A 22,994-nucleotide genomic window follows, 5' to 3' on the forward strand; every position below is an offset into this window, starting at 1 on the left:
AGAGGCCCGCGATCTCACACCGTCGGAGGCTGCCGCCGGGAGAACCGAGCGCGAATGGGTGGGCGGCGGCCCCTCCTCGCCGGAAGCGGGCGCTGGAGCGCAGCAGGCGGGAGCGCAGGATGCCACCACTCCCGAGCTATCCGCAGATGGGCGGCTATCTAATGAGGACAGCGAAACTCCACCCGTATCAGAGCATCAGGCAGATCCGGTGGAACTAGAATCTACCCGCACCCTGACCGCGCGGGCCAGCCGCAAGGCCGCCGAACTGGCGGGAGAGGAAGCGCCCAAAACTCCTAAGCCCAGAGCCAGCCGCGCCAAAAAGCCCAAGCCAGAGGCGGAACCCGCCGCAGACGGCAGCGAACCCGCCAAGCCCAAGCCGACGCGCAAGCCAAAAGCCGTTGAACTGAACGCGGACGGTACGCCTGTCGAGAGCAAGCCAGCCCCAAAGCCCCGCAAATCCAGGGCTAAAAAGGGAGAAGCAGAAATTGAAGGCACAGAAACCCCGACTCCGGGCACCCAGATTGAGGAATGACCAAGCCCCGGCCCACCCCTGATGCCCTGACCATCGTCAGCTTTGCCCTGCTGGGCGTGCTGGCGGTGCTGCTGGTCATTCCGCTGGTGACTGGTGGGCCACCGCCCAGCCCCTACCTGATTGCTGGGCTTCTACTGGTGCGGCTGGGGGTGCAATTTCTGCGCTCTCGACGCGACGAGCGGCTAAGGCGGCCTGCCAGTTGGGCCTTCGATCTGCTGCTGATCGGCCTGATCTTCTACGTGGCGGCCAACCAACCGGGGTAGAAACGCCACAGAAGCGGGAGGGCTAGGAAAATCGCCACCGCAACCATGATGGAAATGGACGCCATGTGAATCGGCGTCCATTTCCATTGCTCACAGGTTGGCGGCAGGAGTTGCGGCAAGCAGAAAGCGAAGCCGTCAAAAGCAGGATGGACGGGAAAACTCCGTCCTGATCTACAGTTCCTTCAGCTTGGCCAGCACCGCTTCCGGGCGCACGGTGTATTCGCCCGCCTGGGCCTCGATGTGCTGAAAACGCACCACACCGCCCTTGTCGATCAGAAACACGGCACGTCCGCTGATGCCGCGCTCGTCGATGGCGACGCCGTATTGCCGGGCCACGTTCAGGTTCATATCCGAGAGCAGCGGAACCTCGATGCCGTATTCGGCGGCCCAGGCGCGGTGGGCATGGATACTGTCGCGGTTGACACCCAGCACCGCCGCCCCGGCCTCGGCGAAGTCGTCCTGCCGCCCGGAGTATTCGGGAAGCTGCATGCTGCACACCGGGCTGAAATCCAGCGGGTAAAAGACCAGCACGACGTTCTGGTTGCCCTTATAACTGCTGAGGGTCACCGTTTCGCCGGTGTTGGCGGGCAGGGTGAAATCGGGGGCAGGCTGTCCGACAAGGCTCATGGACAGCAGTTTAGCGGCTGGGCCAGCGGGAGAGAGGCGGTCATCCATCCCACCACTTCGCCATTGCACCGCGTCCCAGTTCAGAGGTCCGTCAGGCGTTCGGGGGTAGGCTCTCTTCATACCGTCCCCAGCTCTGCCTTCACCCAGACGCACCATCCTGACCGGGCAGCCAGGCGAATGGGAACGGCCCCGACAGACCCACCTCACCCCCACGTTTTGCGGGTGACGATAAGGAGGAACCCCCAATGGCCGAGATTCTGCCCCCCAACATGCTCAACGAGCGCCCCAGCACCCCGGCGGGCCTGCTCAGCAGCCGCGAGAAGGACCGCCTGATCGAGCGCGGTTTTCTGGGCCTGTACCGCTGGTACACCGCCCGCAGCCAGGAAACGCGCAACTGGAACCCGGACCGCAGCTTCGACTGGAAGGCGCTGAGCAAGGACCTGCCGCCCGAGATCGTGACCGTGACCCAGGGCTTTTTTGCCGTGGAGCAGTACGCGCCGGACTTCACCAGCAGCCTGCTGAATCTGGTGCGCCGCAGCCACGGACGCAGCCACTTTCAACTGCGCTGGGGCAGTGAGGAAGAAAAGCACGCCGACGCCTGGGAAAACGCCGTGCTGTTCAGCGGCAAGCGCACCCCGCAGTGGATCGCCGAATACAAGGAGCGCCTGAAGTCCCAGACCTGGGAACTGCCCTTCCCCGACGCCATTCACAATCTGGTCTACACCGTGTTTCAGGAACGCGCCACCCAACTGAATTACCTGAACATGATGAAAATCGCGCAGGGGAAGAGCGACAAGCCGCATCTGGCGAACTTCTCGGACCCGGTGCTGGCCAAAGTCGCCCAGACGATTGCGGTAGACGAGGCCGCGCACTACAACTTCTTCCTGGAAGGCGTGCGGATGTACCTGTACTACTACCCGCAGCGCACGCTGGAAGCCATCAAGAACGTGATCGGGCAGTTCTCCATGCCCGCCTCCGCCCTGGTGCCCGACTGGAAGGAATTCTCGGAGACGGTGTACCGCGCCGGCATCTACGGCCCGCGCGACTTCAACCGCGACGTGATGCAGGTGGCCTTCCGCAACCTGGGCATCGAGAGTCGCAAAGCGCTGGAGGACGGCATCAAGAAGACCCGCGAGGTGCCGGATTTCGACGGCCACAACCACAAGGGCACCGCCATCTTCGACACCTTCGACTACGGCATGGTGGAGGGCGATGTCAAGCGCCTGCACATCAAGATTCAGGACTACGAGAAGGAAATCGGCTTCGACATGATTGATCCCACGGAGTTCGTGGAGAATCCAGCGGTGCCGAAGGCCGGGTCCAAGAGCAGCGGGCAGGCAGCCGACGACTGAACGGGCAGATGAGAAACGCAGGCCCTGGCTTCGGCTGGGGCTTTTTGCTGTCTCTGACACCGCGTGATGCACACCTGTTCTACCCTGTATCCCATGCCTGCCCTCGAAGTCTTTCTCGTTTTTCTGCGCCTGGGCCTGACCAGTTTTGGCGGGCCGGTGGCGCATCTGGGCTATTACCGCGCGGAACTGGTCGTGCGCCGCAAGTGGTTCACGGAGGCCGGATACGCCGATCTGGTGGCGCTGGCGCAGTTCTTGCCGGGGCCAGCCAGTTCGCAGGTGGGCATGGCGGCGGGGCTGTTGCGGGCGGGCTGGCCCGGAATGCTGGCCGCGTGGGTGGGCTTTACCCTGCCCAGCGCAGCGCTGATGTTCGCCTTCGCACTGGGCCTGTCCCGCTGGGGCGGCGATGAAACTGCGGGCGCACTGGCGGGCCTGAAGGTGGCGGCAGTGGCGGTGGTGGCGCAGGCGGTGGCGGGATTGTGGGGCAGTCTGGTTACGGACCGGTTGCGGGCCATCCTGGCGCTGGGTGTGGCGGCGGCGCTGTTGCTGCTGCCAGGGGCCGGGGCGCAGGTGGCGGCCCTGCTGGTCTGCGCCCTGATCGGCTGGCGCTTTTTGCGGGTGAAGGCGGCGGCAGAGCGCGGCCTGCCCGCCGTTCCCGTGTCCCGCCGGATGGGCGCGGCCCTGCTGCTGACCTGTGGGGCGGGATTGCTGCTCCTGCCGCTGCTCGCGCCACTGGGACCGGGGTGGACGCTGCTGGACGCCACCTTCCGGGCCGGGGCGCTGGTCTTCGGGGGCGGGCATGTGGTGCTGCCGCTGCTGGAAACCGGCTTTGTTCCGGCCTTCGTCAGCCATGAAACGTTTGTGGCGGGCTACGGGGCGGCCAACGCAGTACCAGGGCCGCTGTTTACCTTCGCCACCTTTCTTGGCGCGGCGCAGACGGTGGCCTCTCCCCTGCTGGGGGCGCTGATTTCCACGCTGGGCATCTTTCTGCCGGGCGCGCTGCTGATGGCCGGGGCCTTGCCGTTCTGGTCCGCACTATCGGCCCGCCCTGCTGCACGCAATGCACTGGCTGGATTGAATGCGGGCGTGGTGGGCCTGCTGCTGGCCGCGCTGTACAACCCGGTCTTTACCAGCGGCATCGGGGGACCGCGTGATCTGGCGCTGGCGCTGCTGGCCTACGCCGCCCTGAGCGCCGGACGCCTGCCCGCGTGGGCCGTGGTGCTGGGCTGCGCGTTGGTGGGGTGGGCAGCACTGTAGGTTGTAGGCCGTGGGTTGCAGGAAAAAAGGGGCGCGGTACACGGTTCTTCACCCCTCGAACCTTGCAGATGACTCGTGGAGCTGCTTACGGCGTGGACCATCAGGCAGACCAGACCCCAGGCAAATTGCCCTGAACTTTCTCCATCAACTTTCAACCATCAACCTCCGGCGTCCAGCCCGTAAATTTCCAGGAACCGCCCCACCCGCGCCTCCAGCGTAGGCAGGAAAGCCACTTCCCCGCAGACCCAGTCCGGCTGGTAGTTCCGGCAGACAGACGGGCGAGAGACGTAAATCTGGCAGCGGCAATCGGTGTCCAGATGCGCGCAGGCCACGCCCAGCGGCTTGTCAAGGGCGTGGATGTCGGGGGCCGCGCAGCACGCGCCGCAGCCGGTGCAGTCTCTGATGGACGGCGAACGCGGCGGATAGTCGGGCGGCGCGGCGAAACGGTCCACCCCTTACTTCAGCGCCCGCACGGCCTCGATCAGCGCGTCATTCTCGGCAGGGGTGCCGATGCCGACGCGCAGGCAGCCTTCCAGCCCGGTCAGGCGGTCCTGGCGGCGGGTCACGATGCCGTGATCGATCAGGTGACGGTAGGCGACTTCGGCGTCCGGCGTCCGCAGCAGGAAGAAGTTGGCGCGGCTGGGCATGGCCTGACAGGTGGGGTGGTCCTCCAGCGCCGCCAGCACCCGCCCCCGCTCGGCCACCGCTTCCGCGACGCGCTCCTGCACGTAGCCGGGGTTCTCCAGCGCCACTTCCAGCGCCGATTGAATCAGGATGCTGACGTTGAAGGCCGGAACCAGTTTCTGAAGCTGGGTCGCCAGATCGGCCCCTGCCAGCGCATATCCGGCACGCAGCCCGGCCAGCCCCCACGCCTTGGAGAAGGTCCGCAGGCTCAGGGCGTTGGGATACTGGCGCACCAGATCACGGCAGTCGGTGCCGCTGTACTGGTAGTACGCCTCGTCCAGCACCACCACCCATTCCCCGGCAGCCTCCAGCAGCTCGCGCACGGCGGCCAGATCGTCCACATGCCCCGTCGGCGCGTGCGGCTGGGTGATGTACAGCACGCCGGGGCGCTGGCGCTGGAGTTCGATCTTGAGGCGGTCCACCGGCATCGAGAAGTCCTCGTTCAGCGGCACCTGCACCAGCCGCGCGCCCAGCATCTTGGCCTCCAGGGTGTAGACGCTGAACGTGGGATCGACGGTCAGCACGGTCTGCTCGATGCCCGCCAGCTCGGTCAGCAGTTTGATCAGCACGTTGCTGCCGGGGGTGACCACCACACCGTCCGCGTCCCAGTCCTCGTACTTGGCAATCCGGGCGGCCAGCGTATCGGCGTGCAGGTCCGGGTAACGGTTCCAGGGCTGGGCCAGCATGCGCTCTGCGGCTTTCGCCTTCAGCTCTGCCGGAAAGTCATACGGGTTCTCGTTCTGATCGAGCTTGATCGGCACCTGAATGGGAGTGAACGGGTAGGCCGGAACCGCCCGGACAGCGGGCCGCACACCCACAGGCGCACCTGTGACAGAAGGGTTGGAGGTCATGTTCCGTGTTCTACCATCCAGCCTGTCCTGACGGAGTGGCCCCGTCCACAAGTGCCAAACGCCCGTTAGGCTGCGTGCTAGGCTGCGGGTCAATCGGCGTGTCCTCCGCGCGCCTCTGCTGCCCATGACTGAAACCACCAAACCCCGCCGCGCACAGATTCTCGATTCGGCCAGCCGCCTGTTCTCGGAGCGCGGCTATCACGCCACCAGCATGCGCGATCTGGCCGGGGATCTGGGGATGCAGGGCGGCAGCTTGTACGCGCATATTTCCGGCAAGGAAGAGTTGCTGATCGAGATCGTGAATGTGGCCTCGCGCCAGTTCGACGAGGCGCTGTTTACCCTGCGCGACGTCCAACTCCCTGCCGACGAGAAGCTGCGCGAGGCCATGCACCGCCATATCCGGGTGGTGGCCGACAACATGGACAGCGCCACCGTGTTCTTTCACGAGTGGAAACACCTGTCGCCGGAAGCCTACGCCCGCGTCACCGGCTGGCGAGACAGCATCGACGCCTTTTACCGCGAACTGATCACGCGCGGCATCTCAGAAGGCACCTTCCGCGCCGACCTGGACCCGCGCATGACCGCGTATCTGGTGCTGTCGGCGGTCAACTGGGCCTATACCTGGTACCGCCCCGGCGGCCCGCTGACGCCCGGAGATGTGGCCGACAGTTTCGCCGACATGCTGCTGGGCGGGTTGCGTTCCGAGATAGGGTCTACAGCATGAGCCATCCCACCGTCACCGTGCCCATTCGGCAGGCCCTGAAGTACGCGCAGGGCCGCGCCGAGAAATTCGGGCGCACGCAGCAACTGGAAATCGGCGCGGACCTGTTTATTCGCATCGCTCCCGGCGGGCGCAAATTCCTTCTGTTCTGTCTGGACGATGAGCCGGAGCGCAGCATGGCCGAGTCGATTGCCTCCACTCTGGCCCTGAAAAACCCCGCGTACGGATGGCACCAGGGCCAGACGCTGCGCTCCATGACCGTGATCGAGGAAGGCGCAGAGAATGTGCCGGAAAGCGGACCTGGTGAGGCGGAAGACGGGGTTTAGCGGCCCAACCGTTTCCACCTCCAATCCAGCGAAGAAGACCAGCCGCGAAGGATCAAACACCCTCGCGGCTGGCCTTTTTCTGACGTTCAGGGCTTACGCCAGACTGCCGTTGCTCATCACGCCCGTGGCGATCAGTACCAGAATCAGCACGCCCACCACCACGCGGTAGACGGCAAAGCCCTTGAAATCATGGTTGGAGATGAAGCGCAGCAGCCAGCCAATCGAGATGTACGCCACCACGAAGCTGACGCCAATGCCCAGCACCATGTTCAGGACGCCGATCTGGCCCAGAACGTCGCGGCTCTTGATCAGGTCCAGCAGCGACGCACCGCCCAGCGTGATGAAGCCCAGGTAAAAACTGAACTGCGTGGCAGTGGGTCGGTCCAGCCCCAGCACCATGCCACCCAGAATGCTGCTGGCACTGCGCGAGAAGCCGGGCCACAGCAGCGCCAGACACTGGATTGCGCCGATGCCCAGGGCCTTGACCGGACTGATCGCCTCGATCTTGTGGATGACGGGCGTGGATTTGCGGCTTTCCACCACCCAGATCAGCACGCCGCCCACGATCAGTGCCCAGGCCACCACGCTGGGCGTGAAGAGGAGCGCCTTGATCTTCGAGCCGAACAGCACGCCCAGAATCACGGCGGGAATGCAGGCCACGACCACGCTGGTCCACAGGTTCTGCTGCGTCTTGTCGGTGGCGATGTGGCGGATTTTCAGGAAGTCCTTCCAGTAGTACACCAGTACCGACAGGATCGCCCCGCCCTGAATGATGACCTCGAAGGCACTTTTCATTTCCGGGGTCCAGGGCGTGGTCAGTAGCCCCTTGAGCAGTTCGCCCGCCACGATCAGGTGTCCGGTGCTGCTGATCGGCAAAAATTCGGTGATGCCCTCGACGATGCCGAGAAGGATTGCGTAAATGGCGTCCATACCGGGCAGAGTGTAATGCTTCTCACGCGGGTTGAGGCGTCCGCCGAAAGGTGCAGACTGGACGGGTGACCTTTGGACCGTATCTGAGCCGCTGGCATCTGACGGTGGACGGCCTGAGTCTCCACACCCATAGCAGCGACCTGTTGCCCGTGCGGCGCGCAGGACAGGCGGCCATGCTCAAGCTGGCCCGTAGCCACGAGGAACGCCGGGGCAACGGGTTGATGGTCTGGTGGAATGGCAGAGGCGCGGCGCAGGTGTACGAACACGACGGGCCAGCTCTCTTGATGGAACGGCTGGAATCCACGCCCTCGCTGGCGGAGATGGTCAGGGGTGGGCAGGACGACGAGGCGACGCGTCTGCTGTGCCGGGCGGCGGCGAAGTTGCCCCAGCAGCAGCCGTGGCCCGAGCTGCCCACACTCCGGCGCTGGTTTCAAGGCTTGGAGAAAATAGCTCCCAGCGCGGGCGGCATTCTATCCATCACCCTGAAAACGGCCCACGAACTGCTGGACTCGCCACAGGACGTGGGCGTGCTGCACGGCGATATCCACCACGGCAACCTGCTGTCCACTGCCGAAGGGGACTGGCGGTTCATCGATCCCAAGGGCCTGATCGGAGAGCGCGGCTTCGATTACGCCAACATCCTGTGCAACCCTGATCTGGACACGGCCACCGCGCCGGGGCGACTGGCACGGCAGGCGCGCATCATTTCCGAGACGGCGGGGCTGGATTACGCCCGCCTGCTGCGCTGGGCACTGGCCTACGCGGGCCTCTCTGCCGCGTGGCATCTGGAAGACGGCGAGGGCGGACTGGCCGACATGACGCTGGAGGTGGCACGGATCGCGGCGGCGGAACTGGCGAGATGAACGGGCATCTAAAGTCCCGTTGTCCGAATCTGCACGCGGCGGGGCCACAGGCAGCGTTACCCTGACCAGCATGACTTCCGACGATAAGACCCCAGAGGGCAAGGCCACAGGCGAACAGCGCGGCGAGATCGTGCAGAGTACCGTGCCGGAGGCTCACCCGGACGTGATCGACATTCCCGCAGGCGATCCACAGAACCAGACGCCCACCGACGAGTTGGGCAAGTTGCAGCAGGAAATGACGCGCGGCATCATCCCGGACAACGAGGACGGCTAAAGCATCAGGCATGAAGAGACCATCTTGATAACCGAGCGAGCGTCCTTAAGGGCGTCTGTTCTGCCCAAGACAGCGAGCAGATTTTGTCGAGCAGGACGCGGAATGGAGTCGCCGTAAGTCTCTTTTTCCGGTGACGTAATTCGGAGAACTGCTCTGATCTGGCAGTGCGGGGCCACCGCAACAGGACATGCCCTGATCCACAGGGTTTCAGGTGACCGCCTCTCCACTCGGGTATGCTGCCGCCCATGACCGATCAGATGAAGGCAATTGTTGTCGAGCGACTTGGCCCCCCCGACGTGATGGAAATCAAGGACATTCCCGTGCCGCAGCCGGGCGAGGGCGAGATCCGCATCGAGGTGGAGGCCGTGGGCATCAACTTTGCCGACGTGCTGGCCGTGGCGGGCGAGTACCTGACCCGCACGCGCGTGCCCTACACGCCGGGCATGGAATTTGCCGGAATCGTGGAATCGCTGGGCGAGGGCGTCACCAGCGTGAAAGTGGGGCAGCGTGTGGCCTGCCTGGGCGGCAGCGGAGCGCTGGCAAAATACGCCGTGGTCAAGGCGACGGGCATCATTCCTGTGCCGGAGAGCTTCACAGGCGCGCAGGCCGCCGCCTTTCCGGTGTCGTACTTCACGGCCTACCACGGCCTCAAGACGCTGGGGCGCGGCCAGGAGGGCGAATGGGTGCTGGTGCAGGCGGCAGCAGGCGCACTGGGCACGGCCAGCGTGCAGCTTGCCAAAGCGATGGGCATGAAGGTCATTGCGATGGCCAGCATCGAGGAGAAACTTCAGCTCGCGCGGGACCTCGGCGCGGACGTGACCCTGCTTCAGGATGACCCGGACCGCGTGCAGAAGGTCCGCGACGCGGCGGGCGGCAAGGGCGTACCGCTGATTCTGGAAGTGGTGGGCGGCCCGCGTTTTCAGGAAAGTCTGGACATGGCAGCGGACCAGGGCCGCGTGATCGTGATCGGCAACGCCAGCCGCGAGCAGGCCAACATGCGCCCGGTGGAACTGATGAAGCGCAACCTGACCGTGACCGGGTTGTGGCTGACCAGCATGATGAATGACCGGGAGGCCACAGTGGCGGCGGCGCAGGCCCTTACGCCGTTGGTGGCCAGCGGGCAGGTCACCCCGCAGGTGGGGCCGACCTACGCTCTGGCCGAGAGCGCCCGCGCCTTTCAGGACATCCTAGACCGCAAGACGATTGGAAAAGTGGTGATCGAACCGGGCCGCTGAGCAGCCCCTACAACCCGCTGCCCTCGCAGCGCCCCTCTCCATCTTCGGAGAGGGGTTTTTTATCTCTACAGCGTCTGCCCTACAACGTCTGGGTCGCCTGGACCCACCAGTCCGGGTGGGCCAGGGCGATGGCCTTCGCGGCGTCGTAAGCGCGTTCGTCGTCGGGGGCCAGGGCAAAGCAGGTGCTGCCCGAACCGCTCATGAGGGGAGAGCGCAGACCCGCGTGCGCCAGCGCGGCCAGCGCCTCACGCACGGGGGCGTGGCGGGCGCTGACGCTGCCTTGCAGGGCATTGGGATACGGTACTTCGCCTCCACCGCCCAGCGCCGCCAGGATCGCGTTTACGTCCAGGGCAGAGGTAAATGCTTCCTCGTCGTCCAGCCACATATAAGCGTCGCGGGCACTGACCTCCACCCCCGGATTGACCAGCACCAGCGAAGTGCGCGGCACCGGCACCGGCATCAGCACCTCGCCGATGCCCTCCGCAACGGCAGCCTGTCCTAGCAGGAAGAACGGCACGTCCGCGCCCAGACCCAGCGCCAGTTCGGGCAGCGAGACCGCCGACGGATACAGCCGGGCCAGGGCCATTAAAGTGGTGGCCGCATCGCTGCTGCCGCCCCCCAGGCCAGAAGCCAGTGGCAGGCGCTTGTGCAGGACGATGGCCACACCCGCCGGGATGCCTGCCGCGTCCAGGTAGGCGCGGGCAGCGCGGTAGACCAGATTGCGGCTGTCGGTGGGCAGGTCCGCCCCCAGCCCGCCAACCGCCCGCACCTCCAGGGTCAGGGTGTCTGCCGGGCCGATCTCCAGCTCGTCGCCCACCGCCAGCGGCACCATCAGGGTGTGCAGCTCGTGGTAGCCGTCGCCGCGCTGGGAGCGCACGCTGAGGCCAAAGTTGACCTTGGCTGGGGCCAGATAGGTTCTGGAGGTCAGGGCGGGACTGCTGAGGCTCACACCCCGCAGCATTCCATACGGGGGCAGCGGGCGGGCCAGAGAAGCCGGACCCGGCTGGCATGCATACCTTTAGACATTCAGATCGGCAGGCATTCAGACCGAACCCTGAGACGAACCCATAAGGATTCCGGTTGAACAGTGATGAAGGGACCGGGAAACCCGACTGGGAGGGGAAGGGAAAAAGGGGAAGGAGAGGGGCGGATAAGGCGGAATCCAGATGACGCGGTGGAAACCGGGACCATGCCGACTCACCTCGGTTTTCTCTGGTGTTTTCAACCCTTTTCAGCCAGATTTTGTATTAAATGACCCAATGATATAGGCCGGCACCCGCTTCTCATCAACCTTCCGCTCACAGCCTGTTATGATATGAGGGATTCATCACAAATGAGAGTTCCGCCGAGAGAGGACATCGGTGAGGGCCGTCGTTTGTCAAAGGAGAACGATGAGAAATTATCTGGGTCTGGCCCTCACCCTGAGCCTGCTCGTCGGCTGCGGAACCACCTCGCAGCCCGATTCGCAGTCCACCGGCTCACAGCCCACCGATTCTCAGCCCGACTCGCTGAACGACGTGCCCAGCGCCGTCACCGGCCAGCAGGACTTGTCGGTGCTAGCGCTCGGCAGTGTCCAGACGGCCTTCGGCAAGAGCAAACTGAGTTCGGCGCTCAGACAGTTGGCGGCCACACCCCTGAGCGTTCAGTCGCTGGGGAACAGCAAGAACGGGCTTGACCTGCCGATCAACGGCAATTACGTCACGGTGGACGCCGTGGCGAGCGCCGATCCTGCCGCGCTGCTGGAAAAGTTACAGCGTCTGGGCCTGAAAGACGGCTCCGCCTTCCAGCAGATGGTCTCGGGCCGCCTGCCCGTCAGCGCTCTGGCGCAGGCCGGTCTGCTTCCCGAACTCCAGTTCGTGCGGATGTCGGCGGCCAGAACCAACGCCTTTCCCCTGACCGGAGCCACCGGCGTCCTGTCACAGGGCGATTTCGCGCAGCGCTCCAACATTGCCCGTAGCACGTACCGCGTCGATGGCCGGGGCATCAGGGTGGGGATTCTCTCGGACTCCTTCAATGCCTGGGACACTGCCACAGAGGGCGGCCCGCCACGGACGACCGTGGCCCAGGACATCAGCAACGGCGACCTGCCGGCCAGGGGCGTGCAGGTGCTTCAGGATCTGGGTCAGAACAATGGCGGCAGCGACGAGGGACGGGCCATGGCCCAGATCGTCCATGACGTGGCTCCGGGCGCAGACATCTCGTTCGCCACGGCCTTCGTCGGTGGTCAGGCGGGATTTGCCAACAACATCCTGCGGCTGGCCCAGGCCGGCTCAAAGGTCATCGTGGACGACGTCAGCTACTTTGCCGAACCCGCGTACAGTGACGGCATCATCACCCAGGCCGTAGATCAGGTCGCCAAGCAGGGCGTGGCCTACTTCACCTCGGCGGGCAACGCCGGAGCCGAAGCCTTCGAGACCACCTGGAAAAACGGCGGCCCCTTTATCCTGCGCGGTCCGGGCGGCCAGATCGACTACAAGGCCAACATGCTCAATTACGCCCCGCGCGGCACCGACACCCTGCGGAAAGTGATCATTCCCGCTGGCGGCGTTCTCACGACGTATCTGGAGTGGGATGATCCCTTCGCCTCGGCCACCCGCAATGGACGCGGAGCGCGGACCGACCTCGATCTGTTCGTTCTGGACGACAGGGGCAACATCATTCCGCCCGATCCTGCCAACGGCATTTTCAGCGTCAGCACCGACGACAATATCGGCAACGACCCGATTGAAGCCGTGTCCGTGGCCAACACCAGCAACAGCCCCAGGGTGGTCAATCTGCTGGTCACGCGCTTTGACGGCCCCCTTCCGACGCTCGTGCGGATGCAGGAATACGGCAATGCCAGCGCACAGGAGTACATCACCAACAGTCCCACCGCCAAGGGCCACGCCAACTCGAAGGGTGGCGTGGGGGTGGCGGCGGCGCGCTTTTCCAACACCCCGGCGTATGGGGTGAGTCCCGCCCTGCCCGAACCGTTTACCTCGGTGGGCGGCATTCCGATTCTGTTCGACACCAATGGCAGGCGGAACGTGGAACTGCGCTTACAGCCGCGTTTCAGCGCCCCGGACGGCGTCAACACCAGTTTCTTCGGTCAGACCACCTTCGGCGACGGCTCGCTGGTGGACGGCGACAACTTCCCCAACTTCTTCGGCACCAGCGCCGCCGCCCCGCACGCCGCCGCCGCCGCCGCACTGCTGCTTCAGAACAAGCCCAGGCTGAAGCCAGAGGACCTCTTCGACGCGCTGGCCTTCACCTCCTCCGACATGGGCAAAAAAGGGTATGACTTCACCAACGGATTCGGTCTTCTTCAGGTTGACAGGGCATTTCTGCTGACCCGCTGATCTCGCCTGATCCCCACGCCAAAGCCCCCGCCCTGAACACAGGCGGGGGCTTTGCTGTATTGGCTCTCTCGATTGGCTCTCTCATCTCCCAACTTGTACGGATTCGTGATCCGCCGTTCCTCGCGCCTCAGCTTCCCGCGTCCCAGACCGGGGCCAGTGCCTGGGCCAGCGCCAGATCGCCGGGGGTGGTGACCTTGAACAACCGGGCGTCGCCGCGCACCAGCCGCACCTGTCCGCCCTGCCGCGCAATCAATCCGGCGTCGTCGGTGGCGGCGTGGCCGTCAGCCGCCGCCTGCTCGTGTGCCCGGAGCAGCAGCTCGCGGTGAAAGCCCTGCGGCGTCTGCACGGCCCACAATCCCTCGCGGGAGACGGCAGCGCCCCACATCTCGCCTCCCTCTGCCTGCACCAGCGTGTCGGCCACGGGCAGGGCCACCGTCGCCGCGCCGGTTTCGGCCACCGCTTCCAGCAGGGCGTAGATGATGTCGGCCCCCAGGAAGGGGCGGGCCGCGTCGTGGATCAGCACGGTGTCGGCCACGGTGGCGCGCAGCAGGCGGCGCACGCTGTCCTGGCGGGTCTGGCCGCCGACGATGGCGCGGGCGTCGATGCCGGGGGGAAGCTCCATACCGTCTGGCAGGGCCACCAGCACCTCGTCCACATGCGGGGCCAGGGCCGCCACGCTGCGGGCCAGCAGGGACAGGCCACCCACCGTCACGAACGCCTTGTGACCCAGGCCCAGGCGGGTGCCACTTCCGGCGGCGGGAATCAGGGCCGCCGTGGTGCCAGCCAGCAGGCAAGCCCCCGTCATTCCTCGTCATCCTCGCGCCAGCGTTTGAAACCGGGGGCGTCCAGGCCGAACTGGTCCAGCACGCGGGCAGTCACGAAATGCAGCAGTTCGTCCACATCTTTTGGCGAGTGGTAGAAACCGGGGCTGGCGGTCATGACGGTGGCCCCGGCGTCGTGGGCGGCCAGCATGTTTTGCAGCGTGGGCCGGGGCAACGGGTCCTCGCGCAGCACCAGCACCAGCGGGCGGCGTTCCTTGAGGGTCACATGCGCGGCGCGCGACAGCAGGTTGTCGGCAAAGCCATGCGCGATCTTGGCCAGGGTGCCCGCGCTGCACGGAATGACCAGCATTCCATCGGTGCGGTAGGAACCGCTGGCGACACTGGCGGCCAGATCACGGTCCTCGTGAACATGGGTGGCGAACTGGGTCAGATCGGCCAGTTGCGGGCCGCCCTCAGCGCTCATCACACGTTTTGCGCCGCTGCTGACCACCAGATGCGTCTCTATGGGCTGCCCGTCCACCTTCAGGCCATGCAGCGCCCGCAACACGTCCACCGCGTAGGGGATGCCGCTGCCCCCGGACACGCCCACCACCAGCCTCAAGCGCCGCTCCCCAGAATGCAGTGCCTCAAAGTCGTTGCCTCATGGGGCAAAGCGTAGCAGGCAGCGTGGGCCGCGCCCGCATCCCACCGCTCTTTTTGACGCTGAAGAACTGACGCTGAAAAAATGCCGATCCCGCCAGCGCTTGAAGCGGAGTATCGAATTCCTCACAAAATCTCCAGCTTTTTTAAGAGACCGGATTTTCTAAAAGATATGCGCCTTTATGTAAATACTTCACTCCTCGACTGCTGATCCTGTCAGACCGCTTTGCGTAGTTTGGGCGCAGTTGCCCGCAAGACTGGAGAGAGACCACCGCAACCGAGGAGTTCCATGCGAAACACCTGTTCTGGAGTGCTGGCCCTGTCCTTTGTTCTGAGCGCCTGTGGGCAGAGCGTCTCCCCCAGCGCCGGGTCCCCGGCGGCCAGTCCCGTATCCGCTACCACCCCGGCGCTGGGCCTGCCAGGGCAGAACGCGGCCAGCGCAGAGTCTGGATATGCAGAGTCTGGATATGCAGAGCCTGGACATACAACGCCTGGGCAGAACGCCAGCGCCATCAAGCTCCCTCCCACCGGAAAGGTGAGCTGGGACTGGCAGATCGGGGCGGCCACGGAACGCCACATCAAGGTGGCAGCGGGCACCAGCCTGATCGGTCTCGACGGGTTCACGGTGTCGGCGGCCAAAGTCGCGGAGCTGAAGGGGCAGGGCCTCTACACCGTCTGCTACATCGATGCGGGCAGCTACGAACCGTACCGCCCCGACTCGGCCCGCTACCCGGATTATCTGAAGATTCAGCAGGACCCCGACTGGCCCGACGAGGCGTTTCTGGACATCACCGACGTCTTCCGGCCCGGTTCGGTGCTGGCGGACATCCTGACCGAGCGCATGAAGATGTGCAAGGCCAAGGGCTTCGACGCGCTGGAGCCGGACAACCTGCAAAACGACGAGAATGTCAGCGGCGGGCGGATTACCACGCAGCAGCAACTCGACTTCAACGGCTGGATTGCCGATCAGGCGCATGGGCTGGGGCTGGCCGTATTCCAGAAAAACGGCCCGGACAAGGTGCTGCTGCGGGATCGCACGGGCAGGATGATGGTGGAAAAGTTCGACGGGATTCTGAACGAGGCGTGCCAACAGTACCGCGAATGTGGCCCGCTGGCCGAGTACACCCGGCGCGGCAAGCTGGCCCTGAACGTGGAATACCGCCGCAACAAGGCGCTGGACTGCGGCCTGATGGCCCAGCACGGCATCAACGCCCTGAAAAAGGACCGCTATCTGGCGGGTGGGACGGCGCGCGCTTACCTGCGCGAAACCTGCAACTGAGCGGGAGTTCGCCCGTCCTGGCACGCGGTCAGCATGGGCGGCAGCCCGCTAGACTGGCCCCATGAACCTGTCCGACGCCCGCCTCGCCCTGCGTGACGCCCGCCGCGTGGCCGTGCTGACCGGCGCGGGCATCAGCGCCGAGAGCGGCATTCCCACCTTCCGCGACGCGCAGACGGGCCACTGGGCGCGTTTTAAGCCCGAAGACCTCGCCAGCCCGGACGCCTATTACCGCTATCCGGCCCTGGTCTGGGAGTGGTACGCGGGCCGTTACCGCGACGTGATGGCCGCGACGCCCAACGCCGGACATGAGCTGCTGGCACGGCTGGAACGCGAGAAGGGCGACGGCTACTTTCTGGCCACCCAGAACGTGGACGGCCTGCACGCCCGCGCCGGAAGCGAGCGACTGGTAGAACTGCACGGCAACCTGACCACCGCCCGCTGCGAGGTCTGCGCCCACATCGACGCCCTGCCCGCCCCGGCAGATTTTGTGCCGCCCCCAGTCTGCTCCAGATGCGGCGGACGGATGCGCCCCAACATCGTGTGGTTCAGCGAGTTCCTGCCCGAGCAGGCGCTGGAGGCGGCCAGCGACGCCTTTACTGCCGCCGACGTGGCCCTGATCATCGGCACCAGCGGCGTGGTGTACCCGGCGGCGGGGCTGGCCTTCGAGACACTGGAACGCGGCGGAACGGTGATCGAGATCAACCCGGATGAAACCGATCTGACCCCCCGCCTGAGCTTCAGCCTGCGCGAGACGGCCTCGCGGGGGCTGGCAGCTTTGATGGACGGATAGAAATTAGCTGGGATGATCCAGGGTCACACCATTTTTGTAGTAGTCTCGACTTATGCCGGAGGTGTGCAGTTTCTACGGAATCAAGATCGTGTTCTATTACCGCGATCACCTGCCGCCGCACTTCCACGCCATCTACGGCGACGACGAGGCCACCATCCTGATCGACGATCTGGCGCTGGATGACGGCTGGCTGCCCCGGCGGGCGCTGCGGCTGGTGCTGGAATGGGCAGCAATTCATCAGCCCGAACTGGCGCAGGTCTGGGAACTGGCACGTGCCCAGGAACCACTGGGCCGCATAGACCCGCTGGAATAAAGGGAGGACCAATGTACAAACTCGCCGCCATCGTTGCCGAAGCACCCCACATCCTGCACCTGACCTTCACAGATGGAGCCGCTGTCACGGCAGACGTGAGCAGTCTGCCCTCTGGCGGCGGAGTTTTCGCACCGCTGGAAGACCCGGCCTTCTTTAATCAGGTCGCGGTAGGCGTGCGGGGCCGTTCGCTGGGCTGGCCGGGCGAACTGGATTTAGACGCCGATTCGTTCCGGCCCGAGACTTACGGGAATATGCCGCCCGAGTTTCCACTCAGCGACTTCGTGCCGCCGCAGACGGCCAACCCGGTCAGCCAGAAATTGCGGCAGGCGGTGGAGGCGAGCGGGGAGGCGCAGGCCGTGATCGCCCAGCGTGCCGGCATGCGTCAGCAGGCGCTGAGCCGCCTAATTGACCCCTATTACGAGGGTCATTCACTGGCAACGCTGACGCGCTTGGCCGACGCATTGGGAATGGAATTGCGGGTGGAACTGGTGCCTAAAGAGAAGCGGGCGTCATAAGACGTTACTCCAGCACATATCGCACCGCTTCCTCAAACCCAACCTTTCCAGCCTCGGCACGCTTCAACACCTTGTTCAGCTTCCACGGCATCCAGTCGGTCTGGCCTGTCGTACTCCGCAAAAAGCCGCGCACGCCGACTTCCACGTAGCGGGCGTCCTTGCCCAGCAGGGCGCTGAGGCCCGCGCGCACCGCCTCCGGGTCATGCAGCGGCCCGGTCAGGCGGGCGGAGGGAATATCGGGCGTGACTTCCGGCTCCGGCACGGGTTCATGGGCGGGCCGGGTGGGCGCGGGGTGCGGGCGGTACAGCTCCACGCGGAAGCCGTCCAGCACCAGCAGCGCGGCCAACGCCTGCGCTTCGGGCAGCGGGTGGGCAAAGGTGACGTGAATATCCAGCTCGTGCCCGCGCTTGCCCTTGTCGGTCTTGACGGGTGCAGTCTCCATCGGGCCTCCGGTCATGCCGCCGCGCTCTCCTCAAGCAGCTTGCGGTGGTTGCGCAGGTGCATGGCGATCATCCGCAGCCAGTCCAGCGCGTCGATCTCGCCAAAAAACTGGTGCCAGAAGGTGCGCCCCGGCGTCGCCGTGACATGAGCGGCCATTTCTTCTAATTTCTGGCGGTGTTCGGCCCAGGTGGTGTCCAGCGCTTCAAACGGCATGCCTTCCGCGCTGGGCAGCAGCGCTTCGGGAGACTGCCGCTTGCCGTCGATGATCTCGCCCGGCACCTGCGGCATGGGGCGCAGTTCCTTGTCCGACATCAGCAGGCGCATCATCGGGACGATGCTGTTGTCGATCTTCATGATGTGTTCGGCGTCCTGGGCCGGAGACCAGTCGCGGCCCGTCTGGGTGGTGGTCCAGTCGGCCTCGCGGCCCCGCAGGTGGGCTTCCATACGGTCCAGTTCCACGCTCAGGCGGGTGCGGACTTCCTCGGGGGTGTGGCCCACGAACAGCAGCACGGAGGGATCGAACATAGGTTGTGTCATGGAGGCAGTTTAGCGGTTGGACAGAGGGGCGGGGTGCAGATTGCGTTTACGTTTACGGTCCCTTCGCTGGCCGTCTGCCCCGCCAGGAGAGCGGCTTACCGCCCCAGCCCCTCGCCAAAGTCCACTTCTGCCGCCCACTCCGGGTGATCGATCAGCGGGTTGCGGTTGCCCTGGCGGGCGAAGATCAGGGCGTTGCGGTGCTTTTCCCAGTCGCCGGGGGGCTGTGCCGCGTGCCACGCCAGCAGCGTTTCCAGGTGCCGGGCGCTGTACTGGCGCACCACGCCGGGGTAGCGCAGCAGAAAGTAGAGGGTGGCCCGCGCCGCCGCGCCCTTGCCGTGGGCAGGTTCAAATTCGCCGGGATCGCGGCGGCCACAGTCGCTCCGCAATGCCTCGCCGTAATCGGGGAAATCGTAATACGGCGTGTTGCCCCGAAAGGAATTGCAATCGGGTTCGCAGGCAAACAGGTGATGCAGGTCCCCACGCATCGGCTCGCGCTTGGCAAACCAGCTCTGCGGCACCACATGTTCGCAGTTGTACGGGAAGGCGTCTTCCAGCGTGTCCAGCGAGATTCCCTCGCGGGCGGCCAGTTCGGTGCGGCGGCCCTGCGCGGCCAGATCGGCGGCGATGAAGTCTTCCGGCGCGTGTTCGCGGGCGCTGTACAGGCTGCGGAGTTTGCCGTCCGGCCACAGGTCTACCGCCGGATACAGCTCGGCAGATGGGGCGTAGCGCGGCGTCTGCGCGTGCGTGCGCGTGACCAGTTGCGACAGCGCCAGAAAGCGGTCCTGGGGCGCGGCATCGGTGGACAGGCCCGCGTAATACGCCGCCGCATCCGCCCCGTCCTGCGGGTTGAGGTAAGCGCCCGGCTGGGGGTCAGGTTGCGGTCTGGGCACGGGTTGGGCTGGCCCGGCCTCTCCCCCCTTCACCCGCACCTTCAGCGTGACGGGCCAGCTTGCCACGCCGTCCGGTCCCGCCGTGACCACGCCCAGATCGAGGGTGCTGACCGCTTCCAGCACGCCCTCGCCGGGCACCAGAGGTGCAGAAACGATGGTGGGCGGGCGGTTGGCGCTCAGTACCTCGGCCACCAACGCATTGCCCGCCGCGTCGGCACGGGTCCGCAAGTCGTTCAGAATCCGGCTGACGCGCACGCCCTCGTTGGCGATCCAGTCGATGGCGCTGTCGGGATCGCCGGGTTGCAGCGGCTGGCCGTCGCGGCGCAGGGTGCGGCCCTGGGCGTCGGTGCGCGGCACACCGCTGTGGTGCAGGGCCACCACCTCCCAGGCGTCGTTGAAGACCGGGCTGCCGCTGCTGCCGGGGGCAGTGTCGGTCTCGTAATGCAGGTAGTCGGGCAACAGGTCGATCAGGCGGTTCTCGCGCAGGGCGATCTGCTTGGTCTCGCCGCCGGGGTGCTGCACGATGCTCAGGGCCTCGCCCAGCACGGTCTTGTCGGCGCTGGCGATCAGCGGCAGCCAGCCGTAGGCAGAGGTCTCGCCGCGCACCGCCACCAGCGAGTAATCCAGCCCCTCGGAGGTCACGAAGAGCGTGTCCGGGTCCAGGGGAAGCGTGACAGGCGTGGCGAGTGCGCCGTCCGGCAGCAGCTCGTAATTGAACTCGATCACGGCCAGATTCGCGATGGCAGCGTCCTCCAGCACATGGTGGTTGGTCAGGATGGCGCGCGGGCTGCACAGCCAGCCGGTGCCAAAGCCCACCGTGCGGCCCCGCGCGTCCTTGAGGACCACGCGCCCCACCGCCCGCGACGCGCTGCGGGCCAGATCCAGATACGCCACGCCCACCAGATCGTTCGCGCCCAGCACCCGCTCGGCCTGAATGCGGGTCTTGCCGGGCCAGCGTTCGGCCACCACCGCCATCTTCTCGCGGCCCTCAGAAATAGCGCAGGCGTCGGCATACGGCACGCCCAGGCGGGTCAGCCGGGCTTCCATCCTTTCATCGGAATTGGCCGCCAGCGGGCCGCCCACGATCAGGCGTTCGTGCGTCCTTGCCCTGTCGGCGTCGCGGCTGATATAGCGGGCGTGCGTTTCCTCCAGCACCTGCGGCGGAATGTCCATAGCCACAGCGTACCGGACAGGGGTGAGGCGGGGGCGCGGCCTTTAGCTCACCTTGACCGACAGCCGACATTGAACCCTCGCCTGCCGCCCCGCGTATTCCCATTGAGAGCTGCGACACAGACCGTGCCGTCCCCACCTCAAGGAGACCACCATGAACATCAAAAATGTGCTGACCCTGACCCTGCTGACCACCCTGACCCTGGCCTCTGCCCAGACGATGGACAACATGAATAAAGACAGCATGTCCAAGGATTCGATGTCGAAAGGCAGCATGTCGATGTCCATGACCGGTGCGCCGATGCTGCGCTTTACCGAGGAAAAGGGCATGAACATGATGATGGGCCACAGCAATGACCTGATGATCATGGCCGCCCCCGGCATGGGCAAGTACACCTACAACATGATGAAGGGCAACAGCGCCACCCTGACCTTTGCCAGCAAGAATGCCAAAGCGCTGTTCAACTACTATTCCAAGGCCATCAAGTCCGAGGGCTGGAAGGAAGATATGAACATGGCGATGGGCATGATGAAGGACGGCACGTACAGCGAGGCTTACGTGATGGGCAAGTACAAACTGGACCTGATGACCATGACGAAGGGCAACATGACCGTGGTGACCTTCAAGACCCACTAGCTTCGAATTTCTGAGCTGAAGCCGGAAGCTGCGTGGTCAGTTTCCGGCTTTTTCAGCCCAGTGCGGCCTCAGCGAACGGGCTTGCCGAGGCTGACCTTCCCGCCCAGGTAAGGTCTCAGCGCCTCCGGCACGCGAATTGTCCCGTCGGCCTGCTGGTGGTTTTCCAGGAACGGCACCAGGATGCGTGGCGTGGCAATTCCGGTGTTGTTCAGCGTGTAGGCGAAGGTCAGCTTGCCGTCCTCGTCGCGGTAACGCAGATTCGTGCGCCGCGCCTGCCAGTCGCCCAGATAGCTGCAACTGTGCGTCTCGCGGTACAGGTTCTCGCTGGGCACCCAGCTTTCCAGGTCATACATCAGCACCTTGCCCGCGCCCATGTCGCCGGTGCAGTTCTGGACGACGCGGTAGGGCAGTTCAAGGGCGGTCAGCAGGTCTTCAGCGTTTTTCAGAATCTTGCCAAACCACTCCAGCGCCTCGGTCTCGTCGGCGCGGCACAGGACGTATTGCTCGACTTTGCGGAACTCGTGGACGCGAATCAGGCCGCGCACGTCACGGCCCGCGCTGCCCGCCTCGCGCCGGAACGCGCCGCTGATGGCCGCAAATGTCAGCGGCAACATCTCCAGGCTGAGCTGTTCGCCAGCGTACAGGCTGTTTACGGGCACCTCGGCGGTGCCAGCCAGCATCAGCTCGTCGCCCTCCAGCTTGTACACGCTTTCCTCATCGCCCGGAAAGTGCCCGGAGGCCATCAGGGTCTCGGGCCGGATCAGGGCGCTGGTACTCAGGGGCGTGAAACCGCGCGCGGACAGAAAATCCAGCGCGAACATCTGCACCGCCATTTCCAGCAGCACCGCCTCGCCCTTGAGCAGATAGCTGCGGCTACCCGACACCTGCGCCACACGCTCGGGATCGCTCCAGCCCTGGAGTTCCAGCAGTTCGACGTGATCCAGCGGCTTGAAGGCAAACTCCGGCAGTACGCCCTCGCGGCGCAGTTCCACGTTCTCGGAGTCGTCCTTACCCACTGGCACGCTGTCCAGGGGAATATTCGGCACGCGCAGCAGCAATTGCCTGAGCTGTTCCTCGTGGGCACGCAGAGCGGGTTCCAGCGCCTTGATCTCCTCGCCCAGCTCCTTGCCCTTGACGATCAGGGCAGGGCGCTCGTCGGGGCCAGCCTTCGGCACCAGCTTGGCATTGGCGTTGCGCTCGGCCTGCATGGCCTCCACACGCTGCTTGACGCCCAGCAGCTCATGGTCCAGCGCCAGCAGCTCGTCCAGATCAAGGTTGATCGCCTTGACCTGAATGGCGTGCTTGACGGCCCCGGCGTTCTCGCGGATAAATTTGAGGTCCAGCATTCAGTCGGCCTCGACGGTGCGGGGAACGCGGATAAAGCCGTCCTGCATTTCAGGGGCCAGCGCCTCGATCACGGACGCGGGGAACGCCTGGCCGGGCACGTCGTCTCGCAGCACGTTGACCAGATTCACGGGGCGCTGCATTTCCTCCACGCCATCGGTGTTGACCTCGCGCAGTTGCTCGAAGTAGCCCAGCACGCGCACGAGGTCCTGAGTCATGGCTTCCCGTTCATCGGGGGTCAGTTCCAGCCGCGCGAGGCTGGCGAGGTGGTCCATCTGGGCGGCGTCAATCATGGGGCGCAGTATAGATTCTGGGCACGGCCTGTGGCTGCCGCATTCTGGCGGCATGGTCTGTATGCCAACTGGCCTACCGTTTTCCGAACAGCCAGCGCCGCGCCGCCCAATCCC

General features: G+C 65.2%; 26 protein-coding genes. 14 read left to right on the top strand and 12 right to left on the bottom strand.

The window, feature by feature from the left end; genetic code table 11:
* The first annotated feature begins 528 nt into the window (after positions 1–528).
* A complete protein-coding gene (locus BOO71_RS02820) occupies positions 529–795 on the top strand; it encodes a hypothetical protein (RefSeq protein ID WP_075830462.1) in 267 nt (88 codons plus the stop codon).
* A 171-nt stretch (positions 796–966) separates the two neighbouring features.
* Here the strand turns inward: BOO71_RS02820 and BOO71_RS02825 are convergent, their stop codons facing one another.
* The gene (locus tag BOO71_RS02825) at positions 967–1,422 is read right to left on the bottom strand and encodes a peroxiredoxin (protein WP_075830540.1); all 456 of its coding nucleotides are present in this window, start codon (positions 1,420–1,422) and stop codon (positions 967–969) included.
* Between the two features lie 245 nt (positions 1,423–1,667).
* On the opposite strand from BOO71_RS02825, the gene BOO71_RS02830 reads away from it, so the two are divergent.
* Together BOO71_RS02830 and chrA are read left to right on the top strand one after the other, a co-directional pair.
* Positions 1,668–2,774 carry an acyl-ACP desaturase gene (locus BOO71_RS02830; protein ID WP_075830463.1) on the top strand — a complete coding sequence of 369 codons (1,107 nt, stop codon included), beginning with the start codon at positions 1,668–1,670 and terminating at the stop codon, positions 2,772–2,774.
* 93 nt (positions 2,775–2,867) lie between these two features.
* Positions 2,868–4,028, top strand: coding sequence for a chromate efflux transporter (gene chrA / locus BOO71_RS02835; RefSeq protein WP_075830541.1), 1,161 nt, complete (start codon positions 2,868–2,870; stop codon positions 4,026–4,028).
* A 158-nt stretch (positions 4,029–4,186) separates the two neighbouring features.
* Here the strand turns inward: chrA and BOO71_RS02840 are convergent, their stop codons facing one another.
* Together BOO71_RS02840 and BOO71_RS02845 are read right to left on the bottom strand one after the other, a co-directional pair.
* Positions 4,187–4,480 carry a YkgJ family cysteine cluster protein gene (locus tag BOO71_RS02840; protein ID WP_075830464.1) on the bottom strand — a complete coding sequence of 98 codons (294 nt, stop codon included), beginning with the start codon at positions 4,478–4,480 and terminating at the stop codon, positions 4,187–4,189.
* A gap of 3 nt (positions 4,481–4,483) precedes the next feature.
* Positions 4,484–5,563 carry a pyridoxal phosphate-dependent aminotransferase gene (locus BOO71_RS02845; protein WP_075830465.1) on the bottom strand — a complete coding sequence of 360 codons (1,080 nt, stop codon included), beginning with the start codon at positions 5,561–5,563 and terminating at the stop codon, positions 4,484–4,486.
* 124 nt (positions 5,564–5,687) lie between these two features.
* Here BOO71_RS02845 and BOO71_RS02850 point away from each other — a divergent pair, with 124 nt between their 5' ends.
* Positions 5,688–6,287 (top strand): TetR/AcrR family transcriptional regulator, encoded by a 600-nt coding sequence (locus BOO71_RS02850; RefSeq protein WP_075830466.1) that lies wholly within the window; start codon positions 5,688–5,690, stop codon positions 6,285–6,287.
* Positions 6,284–6,610 (top strand): hypothetical protein, encoded by a 327-nt coding sequence (locus BOO71_RS02855; protein WP_075830467.1) that lies wholly within the window; start codon positions 6,284–6,286, stop codon positions 6,608–6,610. The genes BOO71_RS02850 and BOO71_RS02855 overlap by 4 nt, the downstream gene beginning before the upstream one ends.
* A 93-nt stretch (positions 6,611–6,703) precedes the next feature.
* On the opposite strand, the gene BOO71_RS02860 is transcribed toward BOO71_RS02855, so the two are convergent.
* Positions 6,704–7,540: an undecaprenyl-diphosphate phosphatase gene (locus BOO71_RS02860; protein ID WP_075830468.1), complete on the bottom strand. Its 837-nt coding sequence runs from the start codon at positions 7,538–7,540 to the stop codon at positions 6,704–6,706.
* Between the two features lie 65 nt (positions 7,541–7,605).
* Between BOO71_RS02860 and BOO71_RS02865 the strand changes: the two genes are divergently transcribed.
* The 3 genes from BOO71_RS02865 (at position 7,606) to BOO71_RS02875 (ending at position 9,912) form a co-directional block, all read left to right on the top strand.
* Positions 7,606–8,403 carry an aminoglycoside phosphotransferase family protein gene (locus BOO71_RS02865; RefSeq protein WP_075830469.1) on the top strand — a complete coding sequence of 266 codons (798 nt, stop codon included), beginning with the start codon at positions 7,606–7,608 and terminating at the stop codon, positions 8,401–8,403.
* A 70-nt stretch (positions 8,404–8,473) separates the two neighbouring features.
* Entirely contained in the window at positions 8,474–8,677 is a 204-nt protein-coding gene (locus BOO71_RS02870; protein ID WP_139322704.1) for a hypothetical protein, read from the top strand.
* A gap of 245 nt (positions 8,678–8,922) precedes the next feature.
* The gene (locus BOO71_RS02875) at positions 8,923–9,912 is read left to right on the top strand and encodes an NADPH:quinone oxidoreductase family protein (protein WP_075830542.1); all 990 of its coding nucleotides are present in this window, start codon (positions 8,923–8,925) and stop codon (positions 9,910–9,912) included.
* Between the two features lie 79 nt (positions 9,913–9,991).
* Here BOO71_RS02875 and BOO71_RS02880 read toward each other — a convergent pair whose 3' ends face one another.
* Entirely contained in the window at positions 9,992–10,873 is an 882-nt protein-coding gene (locus tag BOO71_RS02880; RefSeq protein WP_075830471.1) for a 4-(cytidine 5'-diphospho)-2-C-methyl-D-erythritol kinase, read from the bottom strand.
* A gap of 430 nt (positions 10,874–11,303) precedes the next feature.
* Here BOO71_RS02880 and BOO71_RS02885 point away from each other — a divergent pair, with 430 nt between their 5' ends.
* On the top strand, positions 11,304–13,250 hold the full coding sequence (locus BOO71_RS02885) for a S8 family peptidase (RefSeq protein WP_075830472.1): 1,947 nt from the start codon (positions 11,304–11,306) through the stop codon (positions 13,248–13,250).
* Between the two features lie 127 nt (positions 13,251–13,377).
* On the opposite strand, the gene ispD is transcribed toward BOO71_RS02885, so the two are convergent.
* Together ispD and BOO71_RS02895 are read right to left on the bottom strand one after the other, a co-directional pair.
* On the bottom strand, positions 13,378–14,055 hold the full coding sequence (gene ispD / locus BOO71_RS02890; RefSeq protein WP_075830473.1) for a 2-C-methyl-D-erythritol 4-phosphate cytidylyltransferase: 678 nt from the start codon (positions 14,053–14,055) through the stop codon (positions 13,378–13,380).
* Entirely contained in the window at positions 14,052–14,633 is a 582-nt protein-coding gene (locus BOO71_RS02895) for a UbiX family flavin prenyltransferase (protein ID WP_075830474.1), read from the bottom strand. The genes ispD and BOO71_RS02895 overlap by 4 nt, the downstream gene beginning before the upstream one ends.
* Positions 14,634–14,960: 327 nt before the next feature.
* On the opposite strand from BOO71_RS02895, the gene BOO71_RS02900 reads away from it, so the two are divergent.
* The 4 genes from BOO71_RS02900 (at position 14,961) to BOO71_RS02915 (ending at position 17,568) form a co-directional block, all read left to right on the top strand.
* Positions 14,961–15,950: an endo alpha-1,4 polygalactosaminidase gene (locus tag BOO71_RS02900; protein WP_075830475.1), complete on the top strand. Its 990-nt coding sequence runs from the start codon at positions 14,961–14,963 to the stop codon at positions 15,948–15,950.
* Between the two features lie 61 nt (positions 15,951–16,011).
* Positions 16,012–16,740 (top strand): SIR2 family NAD-dependent protein deacylase, encoded by a 729-nt coding sequence (locus BOO71_RS02905; RefSeq protein ID WP_075830476.1) that lies wholly within the window; start codon positions 16,012–16,014, stop codon positions 16,738–16,740.
* A 52-nt stretch (positions 16,741–16,792) separates the two neighbouring features.
* Positions 16,793–17,053, top strand: coding sequence for a DUF4160 domain-containing protein (locus tag BOO71_RS02910; RefSeq protein ID WP_075830477.1), 261 nt, complete (start codon positions 16,793–16,795; stop codon positions 17,051–17,053).
* An 11-nt stretch (positions 17,054–17,064) separates the two neighbouring features.
* Positions 17,065–17,568, top strand: a complete 504-nt coding sequence (locus BOO71_RS02915) for a DUF2442 domain-containing protein (protein ID WP_075830478.1) — start codon at positions 17,065–17,067, stop codon at positions 17,566–17,568.
* A gap of 4 nt (positions 17,569–17,572) precedes the next feature.
* Here BOO71_RS02915 and BOO71_RS02920 read toward each other — a convergent pair whose 3' ends face one another.
* The 3 genes from BOO71_RS02920 to BOO71_RS02930 all read right to left on the bottom strand — a co-directional run bounded on the left by BOO71_RS02920 (position 17,573) and on the right by BOO71_RS02930 (position 20,609).
* The gene (locus BOO71_RS02920; RefSeq protein ID WP_139322706.1) at positions 17,573–18,010 is read right to left on the bottom strand and encodes a hypothetical protein; all 438 of its coding nucleotides are present in this window, start codon (positions 18,008–18,010) and stop codon (positions 17,573–17,575) included.
* An 11-nt stretch (positions 18,011–18,021) separates the two neighbouring features.
* Positions 18,022–18,546 carry a DinB family protein gene (locus tag BOO71_RS02925; protein ID WP_075830480.1) on the bottom strand — a complete coding sequence of 175 codons (525 nt, stop codon included), beginning with the start codon at positions 18,544–18,546 and terminating at the stop codon, positions 18,022–18,024.
* A 95-nt stretch (positions 18,547–18,641) separates the two neighbouring features.
* Positions 18,642–20,609 carry an endonuclease gene (locus BOO71_RS02930; protein WP_075830481.1) on the bottom strand — a complete coding sequence of 656 codons (1,968 nt, stop codon included), beginning with the start codon at positions 20,607–20,609 and terminating at the stop codon, positions 18,642–18,644.
* A 151-nt stretch (positions 20,610–20,760) separates the two neighbouring features.
* Here BOO71_RS02930 and BOO71_RS02935 point away from each other — a divergent pair, with 151 nt between their 5' ends.
* Complete coding sequence (locus BOO71_RS02935; RefSeq protein WP_075830482.1) at positions 20,761–21,243, top strand: hypothetical protein; 483 nt, start codon at positions 20,761–20,763, stop codon at positions 21,241–21,243.
* 68 nt (positions 21,244–21,311) lie between these two features.
* On the opposite strand, the gene serS is transcribed toward BOO71_RS02935, so the two are convergent.
* A complete protein-coding gene (serS, locus tag BOO71_RS02940) occupies positions 21,312–22,589 on the bottom strand; it encodes a serine--tRNA ligase (protein ID WP_075830483.1) in 1,278 nt (425 codons plus the stop codon).
* A complete protein-coding gene (gene gatC / locus BOO71_RS02945) occupies positions 22,590–22,880 on the bottom strand; it encodes an Asp-tRNA(Asn)/Glu-tRNA(Gln) amidotransferase subunit GatC (RefSeq protein ID WP_075830484.1) in 291 nt (96 codons plus the stop codon).
* Positions 22,881–22,994: the final 114 nt, after the last annotated feature.

The organism is Deinococcus marmoris, from assembly GCF_001949125.1.
Taxonomy (GTDB): domain Bacteria; phylum Deinococcota; class Deinococci; order Deinococcales; family Deinococcaceae; genus Deinococcus; species Deinococcus marmoris_A.

Coding starts and splice junctions, on each gene's coding strand:
- BOO71_RS02870 (WP_139322704.1), top strand. CDS start 8,474: ATGACTTCCGACGATAAGACCCCAGAGGGCAAGGCCACAGGCGAACAG.
- BOO71_RS02925 (WP_075830480.1), bottom strand. CDS start 18,546: ATGACACAACCTATGTTCGATCCCTCCGTGCTGCTGTTCGTGGGCCAC.
- BOO71_RS02930 (WP_075830481.1), bottom strand. CDS start 20,609: ATGGACATTCCGCCGCAGGTGCTGGAGGAAACGCACGCCCGCTATATC.
- BOO71_RS02855 (WP_075830467.1), top strand. CDS start 6,284: ATGAGCCATCCCACCGTCACCGTGCCCATTCGGCAGGCCCTGAAGTAC.
- BOO71_RS02910 (WP_075830477.1), top strand. CDS start 16,793: ATGCCGGAGGTGTGCAGTTTCTACGGAATCAAGATCGTGTTCTATTAC.
- BOO71_RS02915 (WP_075830478.1), top strand. CDS start 17,065: ATGTACAAACTCGCCGCCATCGTTGCCGAAGCACCCCACATCCTGCAC.
- BOO71_RS02920 (WP_139322706.1), bottom strand. CDS start 18,010: ATGGAGACTGCACCCGTCAAGACCGACAAGGGCAAGCGCGGGCACGAG.
- BOO71_RS02885 (WP_075830472.1), top strand. CDS start 11,304: ATGAGAAATTATCTGGGTCTGGCCCTCACCCTGAGCCTGCTCGTCGGC.
- gatC (WP_075830484.1), bottom strand. CDS start 22,880: ATGATTGACGCCGCCCAGATGGACCACCTCGCCAGCCTCGCGCGGCTG.
- chrA (WP_075830541.1), top strand. CDS start 2,868: ATGCCTGCCCTCGAAGTCTTTCTCGTTTTTCTGCGCCTGGGCCTGACC.
- BOO71_RS02830 (WP_075830463.1), top strand. CDS start 1,668: ATGGCCGAGATTCTGCCCCCCAACATGCTCAACGAGCGCCCCAGCACC.
- BOO71_RS02935 (WP_075830482.1), top strand. CDS start 20,761: ATGAACATCAAAAATGTGCTGACCCTGACCCTGCTGACCACCCTGACC.
- BOO71_RS02875 (WP_075830542.1), top strand. CDS start 8,923: ATGACCGATCAGATGAAGGCAATTGTTGTCGAGCGACTTGGCCCCCCC.
- BOO71_RS02825 (WP_075830540.1), bottom strand. CDS start 1,422: ATGAGCCTTGTCGGACAGCCTGCCCCCGATTTCACCCTGCCCGCCAAC.
- BOO71_RS02900 (WP_075830475.1), top strand. CDS start 14,961: ATGCGAAACACCTGTTCTGGAGTGCTGGCCCTGTCCTTTGTTCTGAGC.
- BOO71_RS02860 (WP_075830468.1), bottom strand. CDS start 7,540: ATGGACGCCATTTACGCAATCCTTCTCGGCATCGTCGAGGGCATCACC.
- BOO71_RS02845 (WP_075830465.1), bottom strand. CDS start 5,563: ATGACCTCCAACCCTTCTGTCACAGGTGCGCCTGTGGGTGTGCGGCCC.
- ispD (WP_075830473.1), bottom strand. CDS start 14,055: ATGACGGGGGCTTGCCTGCTGGCTGGCACCACGGCGGCCCTGATTCCC.
- serS (WP_075830483.1), bottom strand. CDS start 22,589: ATGCTGGACCTCAAATTTATCCGCGAGAACGCCGGGGCCGTCAAGCAC.
- BOO71_RS02880 (WP_075830471.1), bottom strand. CDS start 10,873: ATGCTGCGGGGTGTGAGCCTCAGCAGTCCCGCCCTGACCTCCAGAACC.
- BOO71_RS02850 (WP_075830466.1), top strand. CDS start 5,688: ATGACTGAAACCACCAAACCCCGCCGCGCACAGATTCTCGATTCGGCC.
- BOO71_RS02905 (WP_075830476.1), top strand. CDS start 16,012: ATGAACCTGTCCGACGCCCGCCTCGCCCTGCGTGACGCCCGCCGCGTG.
- BOO71_RS02820 (WP_075830462.1), top strand. CDS start 529: ATGACCAAGCCCCGGCCCACCCCTGATGCCCTGACCATCGTCAGCTTT.